Below are 17,424 nucleotides of genomic sequence, written 5' to 3'. Positions count from 1 at the left end.
GGATAATGCAATTGCTTGGTTGTAGCAATACCGACAAGCGGCCAACCATTTGCGCCAGACTTGATTTAGCTCGGGGCTGGGGTAAATCCGGATCTTCTTTGACCTGAGTTTTATATTTACGCAGTCCGTATAATCGGGAACTGAAGCAGTGGAGGATGGCGAGGATGTCCTCAACCATTTCTGGTTCTGGACTGAGACTTGTCTCGTTGAGAACCATGAGTGAGCACCTGTTTTGCTCACAGAGCCATCGAAACAAGTCAAATCCCCATATTGCCAATCGGTCTGGGTGGGCAACGACAACCATGCGGACATCTCCTGACAAATGATGTCCCAGTAAGGCCAGCATTTTCTTTCCCTTGAAGTTGAGCCCGCCTCCGATTTCTGAGACGACTTCTGCTTCGGGGTAGAGGTTGGACAGTGCGGCCACCTGTCGGTTGAGGTCGGACTGCTGGGCGCGGCTACTAACTCTGGCATAGATAACGACTTTGCGTTTGTCACTGCCTGATTTGGCAGTATATCACTCAACGTTGTATCGTCGTTGCCCAGCGGGGGTTCTGATGGTGTCGATTGAGCCATTGTCGTCCCATCTGCGGAGTGTTCTTTCATGGACTCCAAGGATTTTGGCCGCTTCCTTGGGTTTGACATATCTGGCAATAGGTTTATCCTCAACCCTTCTCGCTTATTATACCGTATTGCCCTAAAATATTAACCGAATTTGTGATTAAATCATGCTCTTGTGGTTGTCAGTCCTCAAGTTCACTCACCCGTCAACCATTTCCGGCAAGGTTGAGATTTTAGCTGTCAGATACTGTGGCAATGCAGTCTATTTCTACCAGTACATCTTTGGGTAATCTGGCTACTTCTACGCAGGCACGAGCGGGAGCATTTTCGGAATCGAAAAATTTTGCATAAATTTCATTTACGCTGCTAAAATGGCTCATATCCTTGAGGAAAATGGTGGTTTTGACTACTTCTGACCAACTGCTTTTGGCGGCGGTAAGGATGGCTTCTAGGTTCGCCATTACCTGTTTGGTCTGTTGTTCAATATCTCCTGAACCGATGAGTTGATTGCTTTCTGGATCGATCGCAATTTGGCCGGACACAAATACCATACCATTGACGATCACTGCTTGGCTATAAGGCCCCACAGGAGCAGGGGCGCGATTGGTGCGGATGATTTGACGCTTCATATTTGGGGTAGTTATCACTACTATTGTTGATCTTACATTACACCTGCTCGTCAATATGCGATCGCCCGTTTTGAGATTTTCATCTTCCCGAAATTGCCGGAATCATTGCCCGGATCAACAACACAGTATAAAATCACTCGATGAGGGAATTATTGCCGGGTAATATTTCCCAACCTACCGCAGTGGCAGTTAACTCGAAATGACCATGATTGATGAAGGTGTTATCAAATATCAATGTAATTGGATAGAGGCTGAACCCTTAGCCTCACCCGTCTTAGGGGAGTTGATGTATTGGCGCGATCGCTTATATTCTTTAGGACTAATTGGAGTCTATGACAATGGCATTGGGTTTGGTAATGTCAGTGTGCGTGTGGGAAACTCCCGGGAATTTATCATCACCGGAACCCAAACCGGACACCTAGCCCATTTAACTCCCCAACATTATACCCTGGTTTACGATTTTAGTTGGCCGGAAAATTGGATCACCTGTCGCGGTCCGATTAAAGCCTCATCAGAAGCCTTAACCCATGCTGCCATATATAGCCATCAACCTCAAATTACGGCGATCGCCCATGTTCATCATCCCCAAATTTGGCAGAAATTGATGTTTAAAGTTCCTACCACTAACCCTAATGTTCCCTATGGAACCCCGCAAATGGCAGAGGAAATGTTCCGTTTATTCGCGGTGGAAAATCTAGCCGATCAGCGAATTTTAGTCATGGGAGGACATGAAGACGGCTTTTTGAGTTTTGGTCAGAATTTGGCAGAAGCTGGGGAAGTTCTGCTAGAATGGGTTAACATATATCCGACAAGATAACTATAGTTGGAGTCTTATGCAAAGACGTTCTATCGATTCTTTGGAAATTAATCGTCGCGCAGTACAACTTTTTGATGCTGCCTCTAACCGCTATAAAATTACTGTTCAGGTGGCTAAACGCGCCAAGCAGTGCCGCTACGAGGATTTTGATAATTTTGACGACAACCTGATGAAGCCAGTTATGCGGGCTATTGTGGAAATGTCCGATGAGTTAAGCCAACCGGAAATTATTGTCGATCGCTAAAGTTTCATGAGACCAAGTTCAACACGGCGCGCGCCATATCCTAGACTCGTTGCATTAGCAGTGGCGAGTCTGATCATATTCACAGCGATCGCTACTTTGACCAAATCTCCGACCCGCGCCCAAATTCCCCCCCAGGAGTCCTCGCAATTAGCCCAAGGGGGAATGTTGCGGGTGCGTGATGTCTGGCAACAGGTATATGAGCTTTTACCAGACCTACCCAAGGAAAATCACCACATTTCCACCGAAACCGGAGAACCTGCCGAAGATAACACCCTAATTGATCGGCTAATTCGCTATCACGTTTATATCCAAAATCGCCCTACCCAATTTCGCCTAGACTGGAAACTGACCCTGGCTGATTATTTAGGTGCTAATCAAATAATGAGACCTGAGCAATACCCCCGCGCTCGTGTTTTGCAGGAAAATCCCCTAGAGGGAGACAAAAAGGCGATCGGCACTTTGAATAGACAACAACGGGATGCCTTAGTTGATGTTCTGGTGGGGATATTTAATCCTAGCGCGGCTAATGCTGTATCAGAAAGACAACCCCCAGCAGACACGCCGCCAATACCTCCCCCATCAAATGATGCTGGTGATAATGGCCGTTTTTCCCTCCCTCGCCTTCCCCAGCCGGGAGACTCAGAATTGTTGCTTCCTTAGTTGAGTTAACAAATGGACAAAATTTTGAGAAAAGGGGTCGGCTGGCGGTTAGGCTGGGACCCCAACGCCTCCGAGTTTAAAGGGTTAGTCGGGGGAGAAGGATGGGCGGTTGAGTTAACGGAACCGGAATTAGATGATTTGTGTCGTCTGTGTGGACAACTCGCCGACACCGTTAGTGAAATAGCTGCGGAAATTATGGACTCCGAACGCCTCGCCTGTGAAGCTGAAAGCGATCGCCTTTGGGTACAGCTAGAAGGCGTACCCCACGCCTACAGCCTAGAGTTTATCCTTAGTAACGGGCGGCGCTGTGAGGGCAGTTGGCCGCCGGAGGCAGTCCCGGAACTCCTGGCCGCCATGAAAATTTTAAAAATGTTCTAAAAAGTTGTTGGAAATTTCGATTATGTGTGTTATGATGGTGAAGCACATCGGGGCGTAGCGCAGCTTGGTAGCGCACCACTTTGGGGTAGTGGGGGTCGTGGGTTCAAATCCCGCCGCTCCGATTTTACTTAAACCCTTATCCTAAGGGCGATCGACGGGAACACTTAACCGGGTAGTCGCTCTGTTGCAGACAATTTGCAGACAATTTGCACCTAGCATAGGGGTAGAAACTATTGTAACTCAATCGAACCAAGTTGGAAGAGATGAAACGGACGCTGTTTGCAATTATTGTAGGTGTGTTGATCGCGGTCACTTTTTTGGTAGTCCCGCCCGCAGTTGCTGCTACAAATGCGGTTACGGGAGGACAAGGTAACCCGACAACTAAGCCAGTTGTCAACCAGACAGCAAGGAAAAGAACAGACAATTTGCGGGCTAAATGTGACCCTTCCTATCCTGATATTTGCATCCCACCTTACCCACCAGACCTCAATTGTAAGGATATCTCAGATCGCAAGTTTCGGGTGATCGGTTCTGACCCCCATAAGTTCGATCGCGATCGAGATGGAATTGGCTGCGAGAATTAGCCATTAGTCCTATCTAAAAACCTATGCTCTAACTTGACTGTTAATTAAGCCCACGATTGACTAATGCTTAAAAATATCATCGAACTGCATTAAATCTAAGGTTACAATAGTCGGCAAACATTGGAAACAATCCAGGGCTAAATCCCAGCGTTCCTCACGCTTGAGCATCTGAATTAACTTATCTTTAGCTGATAGTAAATATCGCACATCATTAGCTGCATAATTAAGCTGATTTTCCGATAAATTGGCAGCATTCCCCCAATCGGAACTTTGAGAAGATTTATCTAATTCCACCCCCTCCAATTCCATGATTAAATCTTTTAAGCCATGTTTCCCAGTATAAGTTCTGGCTAATTTACTGGCAATTTTAGTACAAAATACTGGGTTAACTTCAATCCCCAGATTATGGCGCAAAGTAGCGACATCAAACCGGGCGAAGTGAAAAACCTTGAGGATATTAGCAGTTTCTAAAAGGGTTTTTAAATTGGGTGCTTCCCTTTGTCCGCGTTCAATCCGAATCGCCACCACCTGTCCTTTCGGGTCACAAATTTGCACCAAACAGAGGCGATCGCGCCCAGGTAATAAACCCATAGTTTCCGTATCGATAGCCAAAGCCTCAGCTGCCATGAACTCCGAAAGACGAGAATCACTCAAATCGCGATCGCACACCTGAAAATCATTCATAATAACTCACCCCTCTGGTGTATTTAACCATCCATCCTCTCAGCGAGGGCGGACAAAAATCTGGGTAAAATAATACTCACCCTTAGCATTCCTCGCCACCCCAATTCCGGTTAAAGAATAATCGCCGATCATATTTTTATGATGACCCGGACTATCAATCCAACCCTTAACCGCCTGTTTTACCGGATCAGCATAACCAGAATTATAGGCAAGATTTTCAGCAATTTGGCGGAAGCGGATCTGACTACCGATCGCATCAAACCTTTCTCTTGAACCATCATGGCTAAACCGAACCCGTCCCGCCGCCATATCCTCCGAATGACGACGAGACTCATTACTGATACGAGAGTCAAGTTGTAGAGGTGACAAACCTCGGCTTTGGCGGTACTCATTCACCTGTTGATGAACCTGTCGTTCCAAACTAGCAATATCTCTGGTAGAAGCAATCACAGAACTTGAGGGATTAACAACTGATAAAAAATCCACTTCCGGGAAGAAATGATAACCCAAGATTAACCCCATTCCCACAGAAGCCAAAGCCATTAAATTGCGTGTCATAGTCAAATCTCTGAATCGAGAAACTTAGCTACAGTTTGCACATCCTTATCACCCCGTCCCGAACAATTGAGAACAATATTAGGGCTACCTTCCAGTTGAGGACAGAGAGTTTCTAAATAAGCGATCGCATGGGAAGTTTCCAAAGCCGGAATAATTCCCTCCAACTGGGATAAACGCTGAAAAGCATCTACCGCCTCTCGGTCAGTAACGCTGTAATATTCAGCCCGTTGGGTATCCTTCAAATAACTGTGTTCCGGTCCCACTCCCGGATAATCCAACCCCGCGCTAATAGAATGTGCTTCAATAATCTGACCATCATCATCCTGCAATAGATAACTCATAGCGCCATGTAGAACCCCCACACGCCCATGAGTTAGGGTGGCGGCGTGTTTTCCAGTCTCCACACCAGAGCCGGCTGCTTCTACGCCAATTAGACGCACAGAGGACTCATTAACAAATTCATGAAACAATCCCATAGCATTAGACCCACCACCCACGCAGGCGAGCAGAATATCTGGTAAACCACCCCATTTCTCTAAACACTGGGCGCGGGTTTCCCGACCAATTACCCCATGAAAATCTCGCACCATCATTGGGTAAGGATGGGGACCTGCTACCGAACCCAAGATATAGTGGGTAGTTTCCACATTTGTCACCCAGTCCCGAATCGCCTCAGAAGTGGCATCCTTGAGGGTTCCGGTTCCCGCTGCCACCGGTCTGACTTCTGCCCCTAATAGCCTCATTCTAAACACATTCAGGGCTTGGCGTTCCATATCCTGTACGCCCATATAGATTACACAGTCTAAGCCGTAGCGGGCGCAAACCGTAGCGGTAGCGACTCCATGTTGACCCGCCCCAGTTTCCGCAATAATCCGTTTTTTGCGCATTTTGCAGGCTAGGAGAGCTTGGGCGAGGGCGTTGTTAATTTTATGAGCGCCAGTATGGTTGAGGTCTTCCCGTTTTAAGTAGATTTTCGGACCGCTACCGTCAGGTCTAGCATAGCGATCGCTTAAACGGGGGGCAAAATACAGGGGACTCGGTCGCCCTACATAGTCCCGGAGTAAGTCTTCTAGTTCCCTTTGGAAGTCGCGATCGCTCACATAATGTTTAAAAGCCGCTTCCAGTTCCGCCAAAGCTGGCATTAAAGTTTCCGGGACATATTTACCACCAAATTGCCCAAACCGTCCTACAGATGGGTCAATTACTGGATTGGGGTTCGTTGAGGAGTTGGAATGTAGGGGAGTGGTTGTCATGAACAGGGGATTAATTTTCAGTACATCCAATGATTATAAGCCCTTCGAGACAGGTTGCACAATCGCCCTAGGAGTTGATATTTGTCTGTACACCCAAGCTATTTCCGACATAAGTTTGTCGGACACAGCCCACAATACTTGTCTGAATCGCAGCTAAAATCATTAAGCGAGATTTTTATATGCCCTACCATGCTCAAACATAGTGACTTTTCCCAAATAGACCAGACCATTCGCGTCCAAATTCTGAGCGAAGCACTCCCCTATATCCAAAAATTTGCTGGTCGTACCATTGTCGTTAAATATGGCGGCGCAGCCATGAAAGACAGTAACCTTAAAGATACTGTCATGCGAGATATTGTGCTGCTGTCCTGTGTGGGTATTCGGCCAGTGGTCGTACATGGTGGAGGCCCAGAAATCAATACCTGGTTAGGGAAACTGGGAATTGAACCCCAATTCAAAAACGGCTTACGGGTCACAGATGCCCCCACAATGGATGTAGTCGAAATGGTACTCGTGGGGCGAGTCAATAAAGAAATTGTCTCCCTCATCAATCAGGTAGGAGGTTTAGCAGTAGGATTATGTGGTAAAGATGCTAACCTGATCCGCGCTCGTCCCCAGGGTGAAGAGGGCATAGGATTTGTGGGAGAGGTAACCAGTATTGATACCAAGTTACTAGAATCCTTAGTTGATGGCGGTTATATACCTGTAGTGTCCAGCGTAGCATCTGATGAAACAGGTCAAGCCTACAATATCAATGCTGACACTGTTGCTGGTGAAATCGCCGCCGCTTTAGGGGCAGAAAAATTGATTTTGCTCACCGACACAGCCGGAATTTTAGAGGACTACCATAAACCCGAGACCCTAATCGCCAAGTTAGACATTCAGGAAGCCAGGGGACTGATTGAACGAGGAATTGTGGCTGGCGGTATGATTCCTAAAGTTACCTGCTGTGTGCGGAGTCTCGCCCAGGGAGTACGCGCCGCCCATATTATCGATGGTCGCCTTCCCCATGCCTTGCTTCAGGAAATCTTTACCGACGCGGGAATTGGCTCTATGTTAGTAGCCTCTGACCTTAAATACTAATAGCCAATCCCGTCACTTAATCATATAGCGGGCTATCTAGCCCGCACCCCGGAGAAGGGGCAACCCTTGTTGGCACGGTATGCCTCATCTGCACCGTAGCCCCAATTCGTCAATTAGGGCTACTGCCATTAGTGGTGGGTTGTTGACTATGCTTTAGGCTCAATACGAGCGTAGAAAGCACCACGGATTTTCACCTCAACAGCTTCTTTCGCACCTAAATCATTATCAGAAGGCTGTTCGCTTTCAAAAATGCCAGCAATTTCGCCAGTTTCGCCATCAACTTTAGCTACCTGTAGGGAAATATGACCAGCCTTAAACTTGGTATCAGCAAGTTTAACATTGGCATTAACATAATCTTCCTCGTCAGCAGTAGCAGGTAAAGCCACAGCATTATCATAACCAGAAGCCAAACCCCGTGCCTTCGGATCGAGGAAAGTAGACCCACGATAGGAAGGGACATTAAAATCCCCAGAGAAGTCGGTAGAAGTATTAATGCTAGTCAGTCCAGGTTGACTGGTGGCTACTAACCCTTTAATAGTGAATAGGAATGGCACTTGCTCACCACCAGGGAGTAAAACGGTAATGGGCTGAAAATCAATCCCATCTTTTTCAGTAAATTTCAGGCTGCCATCTGGCTGAAATTTCAAGAGACCGCGAACCTGGTCTAAGCTATAAGTGAAGCGAGTTAACAATCTGCCTGGTACAAACTCAGCCTCTTGTCGCTTATTAGCCGGTTCTTCTTTCACAAAGTAGCTAGTAGGTTGCAGACACAAGCCTGTAATTTCATAGGAAGCATTTTGGTCAAGGGGAATTGAACCCCGGGCGGTTTCAGGAAGACTCGGACAGTTAACCGCTAAACCAGTGTTCCGAATATCATCATAAGTTAGTAATGATGGATCTTTTGCGGATGGACTTTCAGAGCAAGCTGTGAGTACCGAAAGGCAAAATGCCAAGAATGTCGCCACTAAAGCGCGATATTTCATTTTCAACCTCAATATCCAAAATCGATATGTGACATAATTTTCTAGTTGGCAGAATCGACGCTCCCCGCTCCCTAGATTGAGCGAGTCACCTGATCCCACCCCATTTATATGGGGGCTGTCCAATACAGCATTTTACCCTGATTACGACTTTTTTGTTACCAGAAGTACAAATTTATCGGCTTTAAGTGTTTTTACCTGGGTTTATTTACGGATTTAAGCGGAAATTGGTAGCAGGTTAGATCTATGATGAAATCGTGAACAAGCATAATCATAATAGGAAATTATGGAGCAGGAGACTGATTTTGAGGCTCAATTGCAGTTGTTGACCCAGAATATCCAGGATTTGACCGTCCAAGCTAATGATGACACCCTCATGCTGTTATCCCTATTGCGAACCTTAGAACAGCTTCACCAAAAAATCCGAGAAGATGTGTTTCAGAAGACTTTACCCAAGAACAGACAGGAACTTTATCATTTACTGCGCGAGATAGAAGCCCAAGGGGGATGGCCATATATTCCCCGTAAATCCCTAAGATTCATTTTGAAAAATCTGGATTTATCAACCCCCTCTGAGCCGGACAATAAGGGGGCGTAGTGAGTATAGATGCGATTTTGGGGTCTTTTGAACGTTTTGGCATTAATCTGGGCTTAGAACGCATTACAGAGCTTATGGTGAGGTTAAATAATCCTCACTACCAAGTCCCTGTTTTGCATATTGCTGGAACTAACGGTAAAGGGTCGGTATGTGCCTATTTATCCTCAGTGCTGACGGAAGCGGGATATCGTGTGGGGCGCTATATTTCTCCCCATTTGGTCGATTGGACTGAGAGAATTTGTATCAATGGGGTTCCCATAGATAATCGGGATTTGCAGATTGTACTCCAAGATGTGATCGGGGCTATTTCTTCTGATGAACTTTTACCTACTCAATTTGAGGTGATTACGGCTGCGGCTTGGCTTTATTTTGCCAGAGAGAAAGTCGATGTGGCGGTGATTGAGGTAGGCTTAGGGGGACGACTTGATGCTACTAATGTGATTGATCAGCCTTTGGTCAGTGTAATTACTAGCCTCAGTCGAGAACATTGGCAGCGCCTTGGTCCGACTTTGGCGGATATTGCTAGGGAAAAGGCGGGTATTCTTAAACGAGGATGTCCGGCGGTGGTGGGACCCCTTCCGCCGGAAGCGCGAAAAGTGGTGAACGATCGCCTTTTAACTCTTGGCTGTCCAACTACTTGGGTCGAACCAGCACAATTGCTCAAGTCTGACCCTTTTCACCCGGTAGCTAGTTATGGAAACTGCCAATATATTTTACCCATCCCCGGACAAGTTCAATTGCTCAACTCAGCTTTGGCGATCGCTGTTTTGGAGTCTCTCAAACAACAGGGTTGGGCGATTTCTGATACAGCTATAGTCGAGGGTATCGCTAAAACTCGCTGGCCGGGTCGTCTACAATGGATAAGTTGCCATGACAATCGCTCATTTTTGCTTGATGGAGCGCATAACCCGGCGGCGGCGGCGGCTTTGCGTGAATATGTGGATGAGTTGCAACAGAGGGGAACTGTTGATGGTCCGATTACCTGGGTAATGGGGATGTTATCGACTAAAGACCATGATGATATTTTCAGGGCTTTATTACATTCTGGCGATCGCTTACATTTAGTCCCGGTACCTGATCATAGTTCAGCGATACCGGAACAACTCGCCCACCTCGCCCACCAAATCTGTCCGCAACTGGGATCTTGTCAAACCCATAGCGATCCTATTGTAGGCTTAGAAACAGCTTTAGCTAATTCAGATAATAGTCTAGTAGTCCTGTGTGGTTCCCTATACTTAGTAGGTTATATCCTGAAAGCTGTCTCATCAGGTGGGGGAGGACATTAATACTCAGTCCGAGAGAATTTGGAGGCGGATTTTGCCGTCGTCGCTATCTCCTAGATTAACCTCAATCACCTGACCCGCTAACTGTTCGAGACAATTAAGGAGCGATCGCAAGTGGGGGGTACTGGCTCCGGTATCTACATATAAGCGATCGGCGAGACTCCCCACTCGTCGCCAAGTGCTATGAAGTTTAACAATAGTTTGTTCCAACTGAGTAGCCTGCTTGACCAAATCGGAAGCGGTACTCAAACACCCCACCCGCAAAGCCTCTTCTAAAGCCATTTCCAGATCTACCGAAGACTGATTTAAAGCCTGAACCTGTGCAGCAGCATCGAGATATTTAGCTAAACTACGAGCATCAGAGGTTAACTGGCGCACGGTATCCACATCAGGGTTAGTGACCATTTCCCGTTGAATTTCGCCAACGTGGGTATCTGGCAACTTTTCCATTTCCCGCACCAGAGGCGCTAGATAACGGGGTGGAATTGCTCCGATAGCAGCTTTTTCCCGGACATCATCAGGAACCAAATCGGAACTCATAGCGGTCCATTCATCAGCGAGTTGGCGGACTTCCCGTCTAGTGATGCGATCGCCTGCACAGGCCACATCACTAACCATTTGCTGTACTTCTGGGGAAGATTTAGCGGTTTCGATAAAAGCTCGTTTACTGAAATTGTTAATAGCATCGGGGTTCAGGTGTCCCTGAGCCAGGAGAGCATCAGCACTATTAGCCAGTTCAATTAAAGCATAAGCCTGACTTTTGCTGATTTCTCGCTGTTTGAGCCAGTGGAGAAAACCCATTCCGCGACCTTCGCCGCCTCGTTTTTCGCGATCGCGAACCGCCCGCAAAATCCGTCCCCGCCAAATTTCGGTTTGTAAATCAAAGCGATCGCATACTTTCCAGGCTGTGTCTACCTGATCGGCAAATTCATGCTCGGAAACTTCCTCATCTTCGGGATCAGGGAGTTCAAAATTAAGGTCACTCAACTCGGTGAGAACCTCAGCCAGTTCAGTCGCAGATTGGGGAATTTCAGGCATCTACTAGCGTAATGGTTATGGACTTGGGGGAACATTATACATTAACAGGTCTTAGGCAAAGCTGTTTCTGGGTAAATCCGAATCTTCTTTGATAACAGACCTGTATTTCCTGAGTCCGTACAATCGGCAACTGAAGACCTGGACAATGGCATGGTTGTTGTGTGAGACAATGAGTCAATATACCACCATAACTGGAAGAATATTTCTGGAAATATCCTTAAATTACTTGTTAATCCCCCTCTAATCAGAAACACCGAACTATCATGAAGCAAGCGATCGCCATTCCTTCCGTTTCCGTAACCTACGCCCAGGATGGCACTTCCACCCGCACCAACGCCCTGGGGATGCGCCATAATCAAGAGATCGCCTACCAGAAAAGGGGGGAACAATATCTGCTGATTAAATCTCCCCCCGCCTCTGGGAAAAGTCGGGCGCTGATGTTTATCGCCCTCGATAAGCTGGAAAACCAGAACCTGAAACAAGCGATCGTCGTTGTCCCGGAAAAGGCGATCGGTGCTAGTTTCCATGATGAACCTCTGACTAAGTTTGGCTTTTGGGCAGATTGGCACGTTGAACCCCGGTGGAACCTCTGCAACGCACCCGGCAGCGATGGCGGTAAAGTAGAAGCGGTGAAAACCTTTCTCGACAGCGATGATAAAGTCTTAATTTGCACCCATGCCACCTTCCGCTTTGCGGTGGATAAATTTGGGGTGGAAATGTTGGACGATCGCCTGATTGCCGTGGATGAATTTCACCATGTTTCCTCTAACCCGGACAACAAGCTGGGGGACCATATCCGCCAACTGATGACTCGCGACAAAACCCATATCGTGGCTATGACGGGTTCTTATTTTCGGGGGGATGCCGAAGCAGTCCTACATCCCGAAGACGAAGCCAAATTTCACCACGTTACCTACACCTATTATGAACAACTCAACGGCTATGAACACCTAAAACAACTGGATATCGGCTATTATTTTTACTCCGGTAGCTACACCGATGAAATCATGCAGGTACTCAACCCCAACGAAAAAACTATCCTGCATATTCCTAACGTTAATTCCCGCGAGAGTACCAAGGACAAAATCCGGGAAGTGGAACATATTATTGAGGCATTGGGAGAATGGCAGGGGATTGACCCGACCACCGGATTTCAACAGGTCAAAACCGCCGAGGGGAAGATTCTCAAGATTGCCGATTTGGTGGATGATGACCCCAACAAGCGGGATAAAGTGGCAGCCGCACTGAAGGACCCCACCCACAAAGATAATCGCGATCGCGTTGATATTATCATCGCCCTGGGGATGGCTAAAGAAGGCTTTGATTGGATCTGGTGCGAACACGCTTTAACCATTGGTTACCGTTCCAGTTTGACCGAAATTGTCCAAATTATTGGGCGGGCGACCCGCGACGCACCGGGTAAAACCCGCGCCCGGTTTACCAACTTGATTGCGGAACCTGATGCCAGCGAGATGGCAGTGACAGAGGCGGTGAATGATACGATTAAGGCGATCGCTGCCAGTCTGCTAATGGAACAAGTCCTAGCCCCCCGCTTTCAGTTCAAACCCAAGCGCCCGGACAATCAACCCACCCCCGGCTTTGACTATGGAGAAAGTGGCTACGACCCGAGTCGATGCAATGTGGGAGTTAATCCAGAAAGCGGGGAAATTCAGCTAGAAATTAAGGGTTTAGCCCTACCAAAAAGCCCGGAAGCCTCCCGCATTTGTCGGGAAGATTTAACGGAATTGGTGACGGCTTTTGTCCAAGATAAGCCGAGTATCGAGCGCGGTCTATTTGATGAGGAATTGGTGCCAGAGGAACTCACCCAACTACGGATGGGTAAAATTATTAAACAGAAATTCCCCAACCTGGATGAAGGCGATCGCGAAGCCGTCCGCCAACACGCGATCGCCGCTCTCAATTTGGTACAACAAGCTAAGAAAACCAGTAACGAAGGGGACGGGTTAGCCCCGAAAAATACCGCCCTAATTGACGGGGTGCGGCAGTTTGCCCTATCGGTGACAGACCTCGATATTGATATGATTGACCGGATTAATCCTTTTGGGGAAGCATACGCGATTCTGGCTAAGTCCATGAGTGCGGAACGGCTGAAACTGGTAGCAGAGGCGATTCCCTCCGGGACGCTTCGCGAACGCCGCCAAGCGAGTCAATCTCTCCGTAGAAGAAGCGCGAGAGTTAGCAAAGCGGGCGCTACAGTTCAAACAGGAAAGGGGTCGGTTGCCTTCCCTCACCGCCGCCGATCCTTGGGAAAAGTGCATGGCGGAAGGGGTTGCCTTTCTGCAACGGAAAGTTAAGGAAGAAAAAAAAGCCTAAAATCAATTGATAGCTCATCTGGAGGTGACAATCCGTGACCCTCTCCCTAGAAAAAACCACCCCCCCAAACTCCATCCTCCAACGCCACAACGCCACCTGGCAAGACTATGTGGCTATCCGGGATAACGGGGATATAGACTGGCAAAAAATCTCATTTCATCAAGGATGGTTGTGGGTAGATATGGGTAAAGAAGGACCGAATCATGCTTCGTTCAGTGATTTGATAACGGCAATTTTCTTTGTTTGGGTATTTCTGCACCCTGAGTTTGTCTTGCAATCTTATGGTCGCTGTGTCATTGAACGCCCGGATACCCACGCCTGTGCGCCAGATTTAGTGCTGTACAAGGGTGATAATATTCCCCGATGGCAACCCGGAGAACCGCGCCGGATTGACTTGCGTCGCCACCGTTTGCCGGACTTGGTGGGGGAAATTGCTGATACTACCCTCAGCCTTGACCTGGATGAACAAAAGCAACTCTACGCCAGCTTAGGGATTTCTGAATATTGGGTGGTTGATGTGAAAGGGCGGCGGATTTTTGCCTTTAGCTTGACTCCATTGGGGCATTATGAAGCGATCGCCCAGTCCCAAGTATTGACGGGGTTGCCGATCGCCCTTTTAGAACAAACCCTAGAACGGCTGAACACGGAAACCAACACCGCTGCTGCCAATTGGTTAATCCAACAGTTACAAAACCCGCCAGAACAAAAGGAGAGGATTGCTGAACCTGAACACCAGGAGGAAAACAATGGCTAAATCCCCACCCAAATCTACCACTGATGAAGATTTAGAACTGTTGGCACAGTTGGGGATAGATATCGCCCCGGAAGCGACTCCCGAATATTCCCCTAGAGAAGAACGGATTATCGCCGGGTTTGAGGAAATCGATCGCTTTGTTGCCGAAAAAGGTAGACTTCCTCAACTTATGGGCGATCGGGATATTTTCGAGCGCCTCTATGCAGTGCGCCTGGAACGTTTGCGGGAATCGGCGGAATGTCGCGCCCTCCTTGAACCTCTGGACTCCCGAGGACTTTTAAACCTGGAAAATGATGCCAGTTTTACCTTAGCAGAAAACCTGGAAGAAGACCAAATTGATGCGGCGCTTTTGGCTTCTTTGGGGGTTGATGCTGCTCCCGAAAATGATATCACCCAGTTAACTCATGTGCGATCGCGTCAAGAAATTAAGGCGGCGGAAGAAATTGCCCAGCGGTTTCCCTGCCAGAATTTTGATGAATTTAAACCCATCTTTGAGGAAGTTCAGCGTCAGTTAAAAACAGGCGATCGCCAAGCCGTCAAATATCAGGATTATGCCACCATTAATCAAGGGGATTTGTTTATTCTTGATGGTCAAAAAGTTCTGGTAGCAGAGACGGGGGAGATGTTTATCACTGACTATGGTCTGAGAAATTATAGGCTCCGGGTAATTTATGATAATGGCACGGAGAGCAATCCTCTGTTTAGATCACTTCAGCGAGCCTTAAATAAGGATAAAACCAGCCGCCGCATCACTAAGCTGGATCGGCGGGATTGGGGGCCTTTATTTTCCGGTCAGCCGGAACCAGAAGTTAAATCAGATGATGATGATTTAATCACGGGTTATATTTATGTATTGCGGAGCCTATCTGACGAGCCTTTTATAGCCAAAAATCGGTCGATTATTCATAAAATTGGCGTGACGGGTGGGGATGTTAAAAAGCGGATTGCTAAGGCAAAGCATGACCCTACCTATCTGTTAGCAGATGTGGAAATTGTAGCCACTTTTAAACTGGCAAATATCCACCCGAAAAAGCTAGAGTTTATCCTACATAAGTTTTTCGCCAGGGCGCGATTAGACCTGGAATTGATGGATCGTTTTCAGTTCCCAGTCCAGCCTAGAGAGTGGTTTCTAGTGCCATTAGATGCCATTGAAGAGGCGATCGCCAAAATCCAAGACGGCACCATTGAGCAATTCCAATATGAGTTGGAAACAGCCAGTATTATTAGAGTATCATAACACATTTTAGTAATAAAAAGCAATTGGGTTCCCACAATGGACATTTTCCCATGGGTTTTGGGAACCCGCAGAGTTTAATAGTTTAACTCACCAACGGAGTGAACGACGATGATTACAGAAATAGAGTTAAAAGATTTCAAAAGTTATAAATCGGCGACATTGCACTTAGGGCGGCTTACGGTATTAATTGGAGCCAATGCTTCCGGTAAAAGTAATGTTATTGAAGCCTTGCGGCTTTTATCTCGGCTTGCCACTGGGGAAAGACTTGGATTGCTCAGAAATCCGCAAAAAAAAGGAGATAATTTCTTTCGAGGTAATGTCGAACATTTGGGATATCGAGGAAAGCAGACATTTCAACTAGCTGGCTTGACAAACCATCCCGATTGGGAACGTTTTGAGATTCAACTCGGACTCAGTTCAGACAACCATTTGCAGGTTATGCAAGAACGGATTACCAGTTCAACTTCTAAAGTTCCGTTGTATGAAATCACCAGTGAACCGCAAGGGGCAGGAAGTGATATTTTTGTGACTTATAATAATTTTGCAAGAGGCGGCAAAAAACCGAGCCTGGTTTGTAGTAGTCATCTGGCGGTTTTTACCCAACTTTTAAGTTCCATTCGATTTCGACCCGAAAATCTCAAAAGTCGAGAAATTATCCCGAATGTTTGCGAAAAATATGTCCGTTGGTTAAGTGGAATTGTGTTTTTAGAACCAGAGCCTAGCTTGATGAGAAACTATGGTCACAAAACGGATTTAATTTTGCGGGAGAAAGGGCAAAATTTATCGGGAGTTCTTTATAATTTATGTCAATCTACAACCTCTAAGCAGGCGGTTTTAGACTTTGTTTGTAGTCTTCCAGAACAGAAGATTGAGGAGATTAGTTTTTTAGAAACCCCTCGGGATGAGGTGATGTTACAACTCACTGAAACCTTTGGAGGGGTGGCAACTCCTTATGATGCCGCCAGATTGTCTGATGGAACCCTGCGAGTTTTATCCATTGCAGCAGTATTACTTTCTGCACCGGAAGAAAGTTTAGTAGTCATTGAAGAAATCGATAATGGTGTACACCCGAGTCGTGCGAGTGCCTTACTGTCTCGGATGGCTGAAATTGCTCGAAAACGTAACCTCCGTATTCTCATTAGTAGCCATAATCCGGCTTTATTAGATGCTCTTCCTGATGAGGCAATTCCTGAGACTGAATTTTGTTATCGCAGTCCTGATGATGGGTCAAGTCAATTAATTCGGTTGCAAGATATTCCCGATTACCCGGAACTGATTGCTCAGGGTTCCGTGGGTCATTTAATGACTCGGGGACTGTTAGAACGTTTTGTCAAGCAGCATCCAGGAAATGAGAACAAAAAACAGCAGGCTCTAGACTGGTTGACTTCGCTTAATTCCATGGTGGAGGCTCACTAATGGCCGATGTTTCGATTGTCGATACTTCGGTTTTTTGTAATGTTCTTAATATTCCTAAATTGAATGATGAGCGAGGCTTAGTCATGGAACAACTTAGGGATTTTTTGGAAAAAGGAACCCATTTGCTGTTACCAATGGCGGTTGTTTATGAAACCGGAAATCATATTGCTCATATCAGTGAGGGTCGTTTGCGCCGACAATGTGCTGAGTTGTTTGTTGAGCAAGTTAAAATGGCGATCGCCGGAGAAACCCCTGGGAGGGTGATGCAGGTTCCCACTGCGGAAGATAGAGTAAACGGCATTGAGCTGCCTCCACCAGTTCAGCAATCCGCCC

At 47.0% G+C, this 17,424-nt stretch carries 19 protein-coding genes, 1 tRNA gene and 3 pseudogenes; 15 read left to right on the top strand and 8 right to left on the bottom strand.

All coding sequences use genetic code 11. From position 1 onward, the window contains the following. The 3 genes and pseudogenes from P5683_RS16290 to P5683_RS16280 form a co-directional block, all read right to left on the bottom strand. The coding region (locus P5683_RS16290; RefSeq protein ID WP_315647102.1) for a helix-turn-helix domain-containing protein at positions 1-87 on the bottom strand (87 nt) is incomplete at its 3' end. After that, positions 53-655: pseudogene (locus P5683_RS16285) on the bottom strand (IS607 family transposase); the annotation flags it as partial. The pseudogene P5683_RS16285 and the gene P5683_RS16290, both read right to left, overlap by 35 nt. A 139-nt stretch (positions 656-794) precedes the next feature. Beyond that, positions 795-1,190, bottom strand: coding sequence for a RidA family protein (locus tag P5683_RS16280; RefSeq protein WP_315640525.1), 396 nt, complete (start codon positions 1,188-1,190; stop codon positions 795-797). Between the two features lie 199 nt (positions 1,191-1,389). On the opposite strand from P5683_RS16280, the gene P5683_RS16275 reads away from it, so the two are divergent. The 6 genes from P5683_RS16275 to P5683_RS16250 all read left to right on the top strand — a co-directional run bounded on the left by P5683_RS16275 (position 1,390) and on the right by P5683_RS16250 (position 3,873). Continuing rightward, positions 1,390-2,007 carry a class II aldolase/adducin family protein gene (locus P5683_RS16275; RefSeq protein ID WP_006625092.1) on the top strand — a complete coding sequence of 206 codons (618 nt, stop codon included), beginning with the start codon at positions 1,390-1,392 and terminating at the stop codon, positions 2,005-2,007. Positions 2,008-2,023: 16 nt separating this feature from the next. After that, entirely contained in the window at positions 2,024-2,251 is a 228-nt protein-coding gene (locus P5683_RS16270; RefSeq protein ID WP_006625091.1) for a DNA-directed RNA polymerase subunit omega, read from the top strand. A gap of 60 nt (positions 2,252-2,311) precedes the next feature. Beyond that, positions 2,312-2,911: a hypothetical protein gene (locus P5683_RS16265; protein ID WP_228116348.1), complete on the top strand. Its 600-nt coding sequence runs from the start codon at positions 2,312-2,314 to the stop codon at positions 2,909-2,911. Between the two features lie 12 nt (positions 2,912-2,923). After that, positions 2,924-3,289 (top strand): DUF1818 family protein, encoded by a 366-nt coding sequence (locus P5683_RS16260; protein WP_006625089.1) that lies wholly within the window; start codon positions 2,924-2,926, stop codon positions 3,287-3,289. A 48-nt stretch (positions 3,290-3,337) separates the two neighbouring features. Then, positions 3,338-3,411: transfer RNA gene (locus tag P5683_RS16255), tRNA-Pro, on the top strand. Between the two features lie 141 nt (positions 3,412-3,552). After that, entirely contained in the window at positions 3,553-3,873 is a 321-nt protein-coding gene (locus P5683_RS16250; protein WP_006668783.1) for an excalibur calcium-binding domain-containing protein, read from the top strand. 60 nt (positions 3,874-3,933) lie between these two features. On the opposite strand, the gene P5683_RS16245 is transcribed toward P5683_RS16250, so the two are convergent. Genes P5683_RS16245 through trpB form a run of 3 tightly spaced genes read right to left on the bottom strand, consistent with a single transcriptional unit; the run spans position 3,934 to position 6,368 of the window. Beyond that, on the bottom strand, positions 3,934-4,557 hold the full coding sequence (locus P5683_RS16245) for a ribonuclease H-like domain-containing protein (protein ID WP_006625087.1): 624 nt from the start codon (positions 4,555-4,557) through the stop codon (positions 3,934-3,936). 39 nt (positions 4,558-4,596) lie between these two features. Then, positions 4,597-5,115: a CAP domain-containing protein gene (locus P5683_RS16240; RefSeq protein ID WP_006668782.1), complete on the bottom strand. Its 519-nt coding sequence runs from the start codon at positions 5,113-5,115 to the stop codon at positions 4,597-4,599. A 2-nt stretch (positions 5,116-5,117) separates the two neighbouring features. Continuing rightward, positions 5,118-6,368, bottom strand: coding sequence for a tryptophan synthase subunit beta (trpB, locus tag P5683_RS16235; RefSeq protein WP_006668781.1), 1,251 nt, complete (start codon positions 6,366-6,368; stop codon positions 5,118-5,120). Here trpB and P5683_RS16230 point away from each other — a divergent pair. Then, positions 6,367-6,525, top strand: coding sequence for a hypothetical protein (locus P5683_RS16230; RefSeq protein ID WP_155839154.1), 159 nt, complete (start codon positions 6,367-6,369; stop codon positions 6,523-6,525). The genes trpB and P5683_RS16230 overlap by 2 nt on opposite strands. A 32-nt stretch (positions 6,526-6,557) precedes the next feature. Further along, positions 6,558-7,451, top strand: a complete 894-nt coding sequence (gene argB, locus P5683_RS16225) for an acetylglutamate kinase (protein ID WP_006616814.1) — start codon at positions 6,558-6,560, stop codon at positions 7,449-7,451. A gap of 146 nt (positions 7,452-7,597) precedes the next feature. Here argB and P5683_RS16220 read toward each other — a convergent pair whose 3' ends face one another. Next, entirely contained in the window at positions 7,598-8,434 is an 837-nt protein-coding gene (locus P5683_RS16220) for a photosystem II manganese-stabilizing polypeptide (RefSeq protein ID WP_006616815.1), read from the bottom strand. A gap of 283 nt (positions 8,435-8,717) precedes the next feature. Here P5683_RS16220 and P5683_RS16215 point away from each other — a divergent pair, with 283 nt between their 5' ends. Further along, positions 8,718-9,029 (top strand): hypothetical protein, encoded by a 312-nt coding sequence (locus P5683_RS16215; RefSeq protein ID WP_006625083.1) that lies wholly within the window; start codon positions 8,718-8,720, stop codon positions 9,027-9,029. Further along, complete coding sequence (locus P5683_RS16210) at positions 9,029-10,315, top strand: folylpolyglutamate synthase/dihydrofolate synthase family protein (protein ID WP_046319392.1); 1,287 nt, start codon at positions 9,029-9,031, stop codon at positions 10,313-10,315. Before P5683_RS16215 ends, P5683_RS16210 begins: the two co-directional genes overlap by 1 nt. A 3-nt stretch (positions 10,316-10,318) precedes the next feature. Here P5683_RS16210 and P5683_RS16205 read toward each other — a convergent pair whose 3' ends face one another. Continuing rightward, positions 10,319-11,350, bottom strand: a complete 1,032-nt coding sequence (locus tag P5683_RS16205) for a hypothetical protein (protein ID WP_006625081.1) — start codon at positions 11,348-11,350, stop codon at positions 10,319-10,321. Between the two features lie 263 nt (positions 11,351-11,613). Between P5683_RS16205 and P5683_RS16200 the strand changes: the two are divergent. The 5 genes and pseudogenes from P5683_RS16200 to P5683_RS16180 form a co-directional block, all read left to right on the top strand. Then, positions 11,614-13,684: pseudogene (locus tag P5683_RS16200) on the top strand (DEAD/DEAH box helicase). A gap of 34 nt (positions 13,685-13,718) precedes the next feature. Beyond that, positions 13,719-14,438: a Uma2 family endonuclease gene (locus tag P5683_RS16195; RefSeq protein ID WP_315641928.1), complete on the top strand. Its 720-nt coding sequence runs from the start codon at positions 13,719-13,721 to the stop codon at positions 14,436-14,438. Beyond that, positions 14,431-15,675, top strand: coding sequence for a GIY-YIG nuclease family protein (locus P5683_RS16190; RefSeq protein ID WP_006668777.1), 1,245 nt, complete (start codon positions 14,431-14,433; stop codon positions 15,673-15,675). Before P5683_RS16195 ends, P5683_RS16190 begins: the two co-directional genes overlap by 8 nt. 108 nt (positions 15,676-15,783) lie before the next feature. Further along, entirely contained in the window at positions 15,784-17,091 is a 1,308-nt protein-coding gene (locus P5683_RS16185; protein WP_006625077.1) for an AAA family ATPase, read from the top strand. After that, positions 17,091-17,424 (top strand): annotated as a pseudogene (locus tag P5683_RS16180) (hypothetical protein); the annotation flags it as partial. The gene P5683_RS16185 and the pseudogene P5683_RS16180, both read left to right, overlap by 1 nt.

This window comes from Limnospira sp. PMC 1279.21 (assembly GCF_032349615.1).
Classification (GTDB): domain Bacteria; phylum Cyanobacteriota; class Cyanobacteriia; order Cyanobacteriales; family Microcoleaceae; genus Limnospira; species Limnospira fusiformis.
The sequence above is the reverse complement of the archived record's forward strand: the minus strand, read 5'-3'. Positions and strand labels throughout refer to the sequence as shown.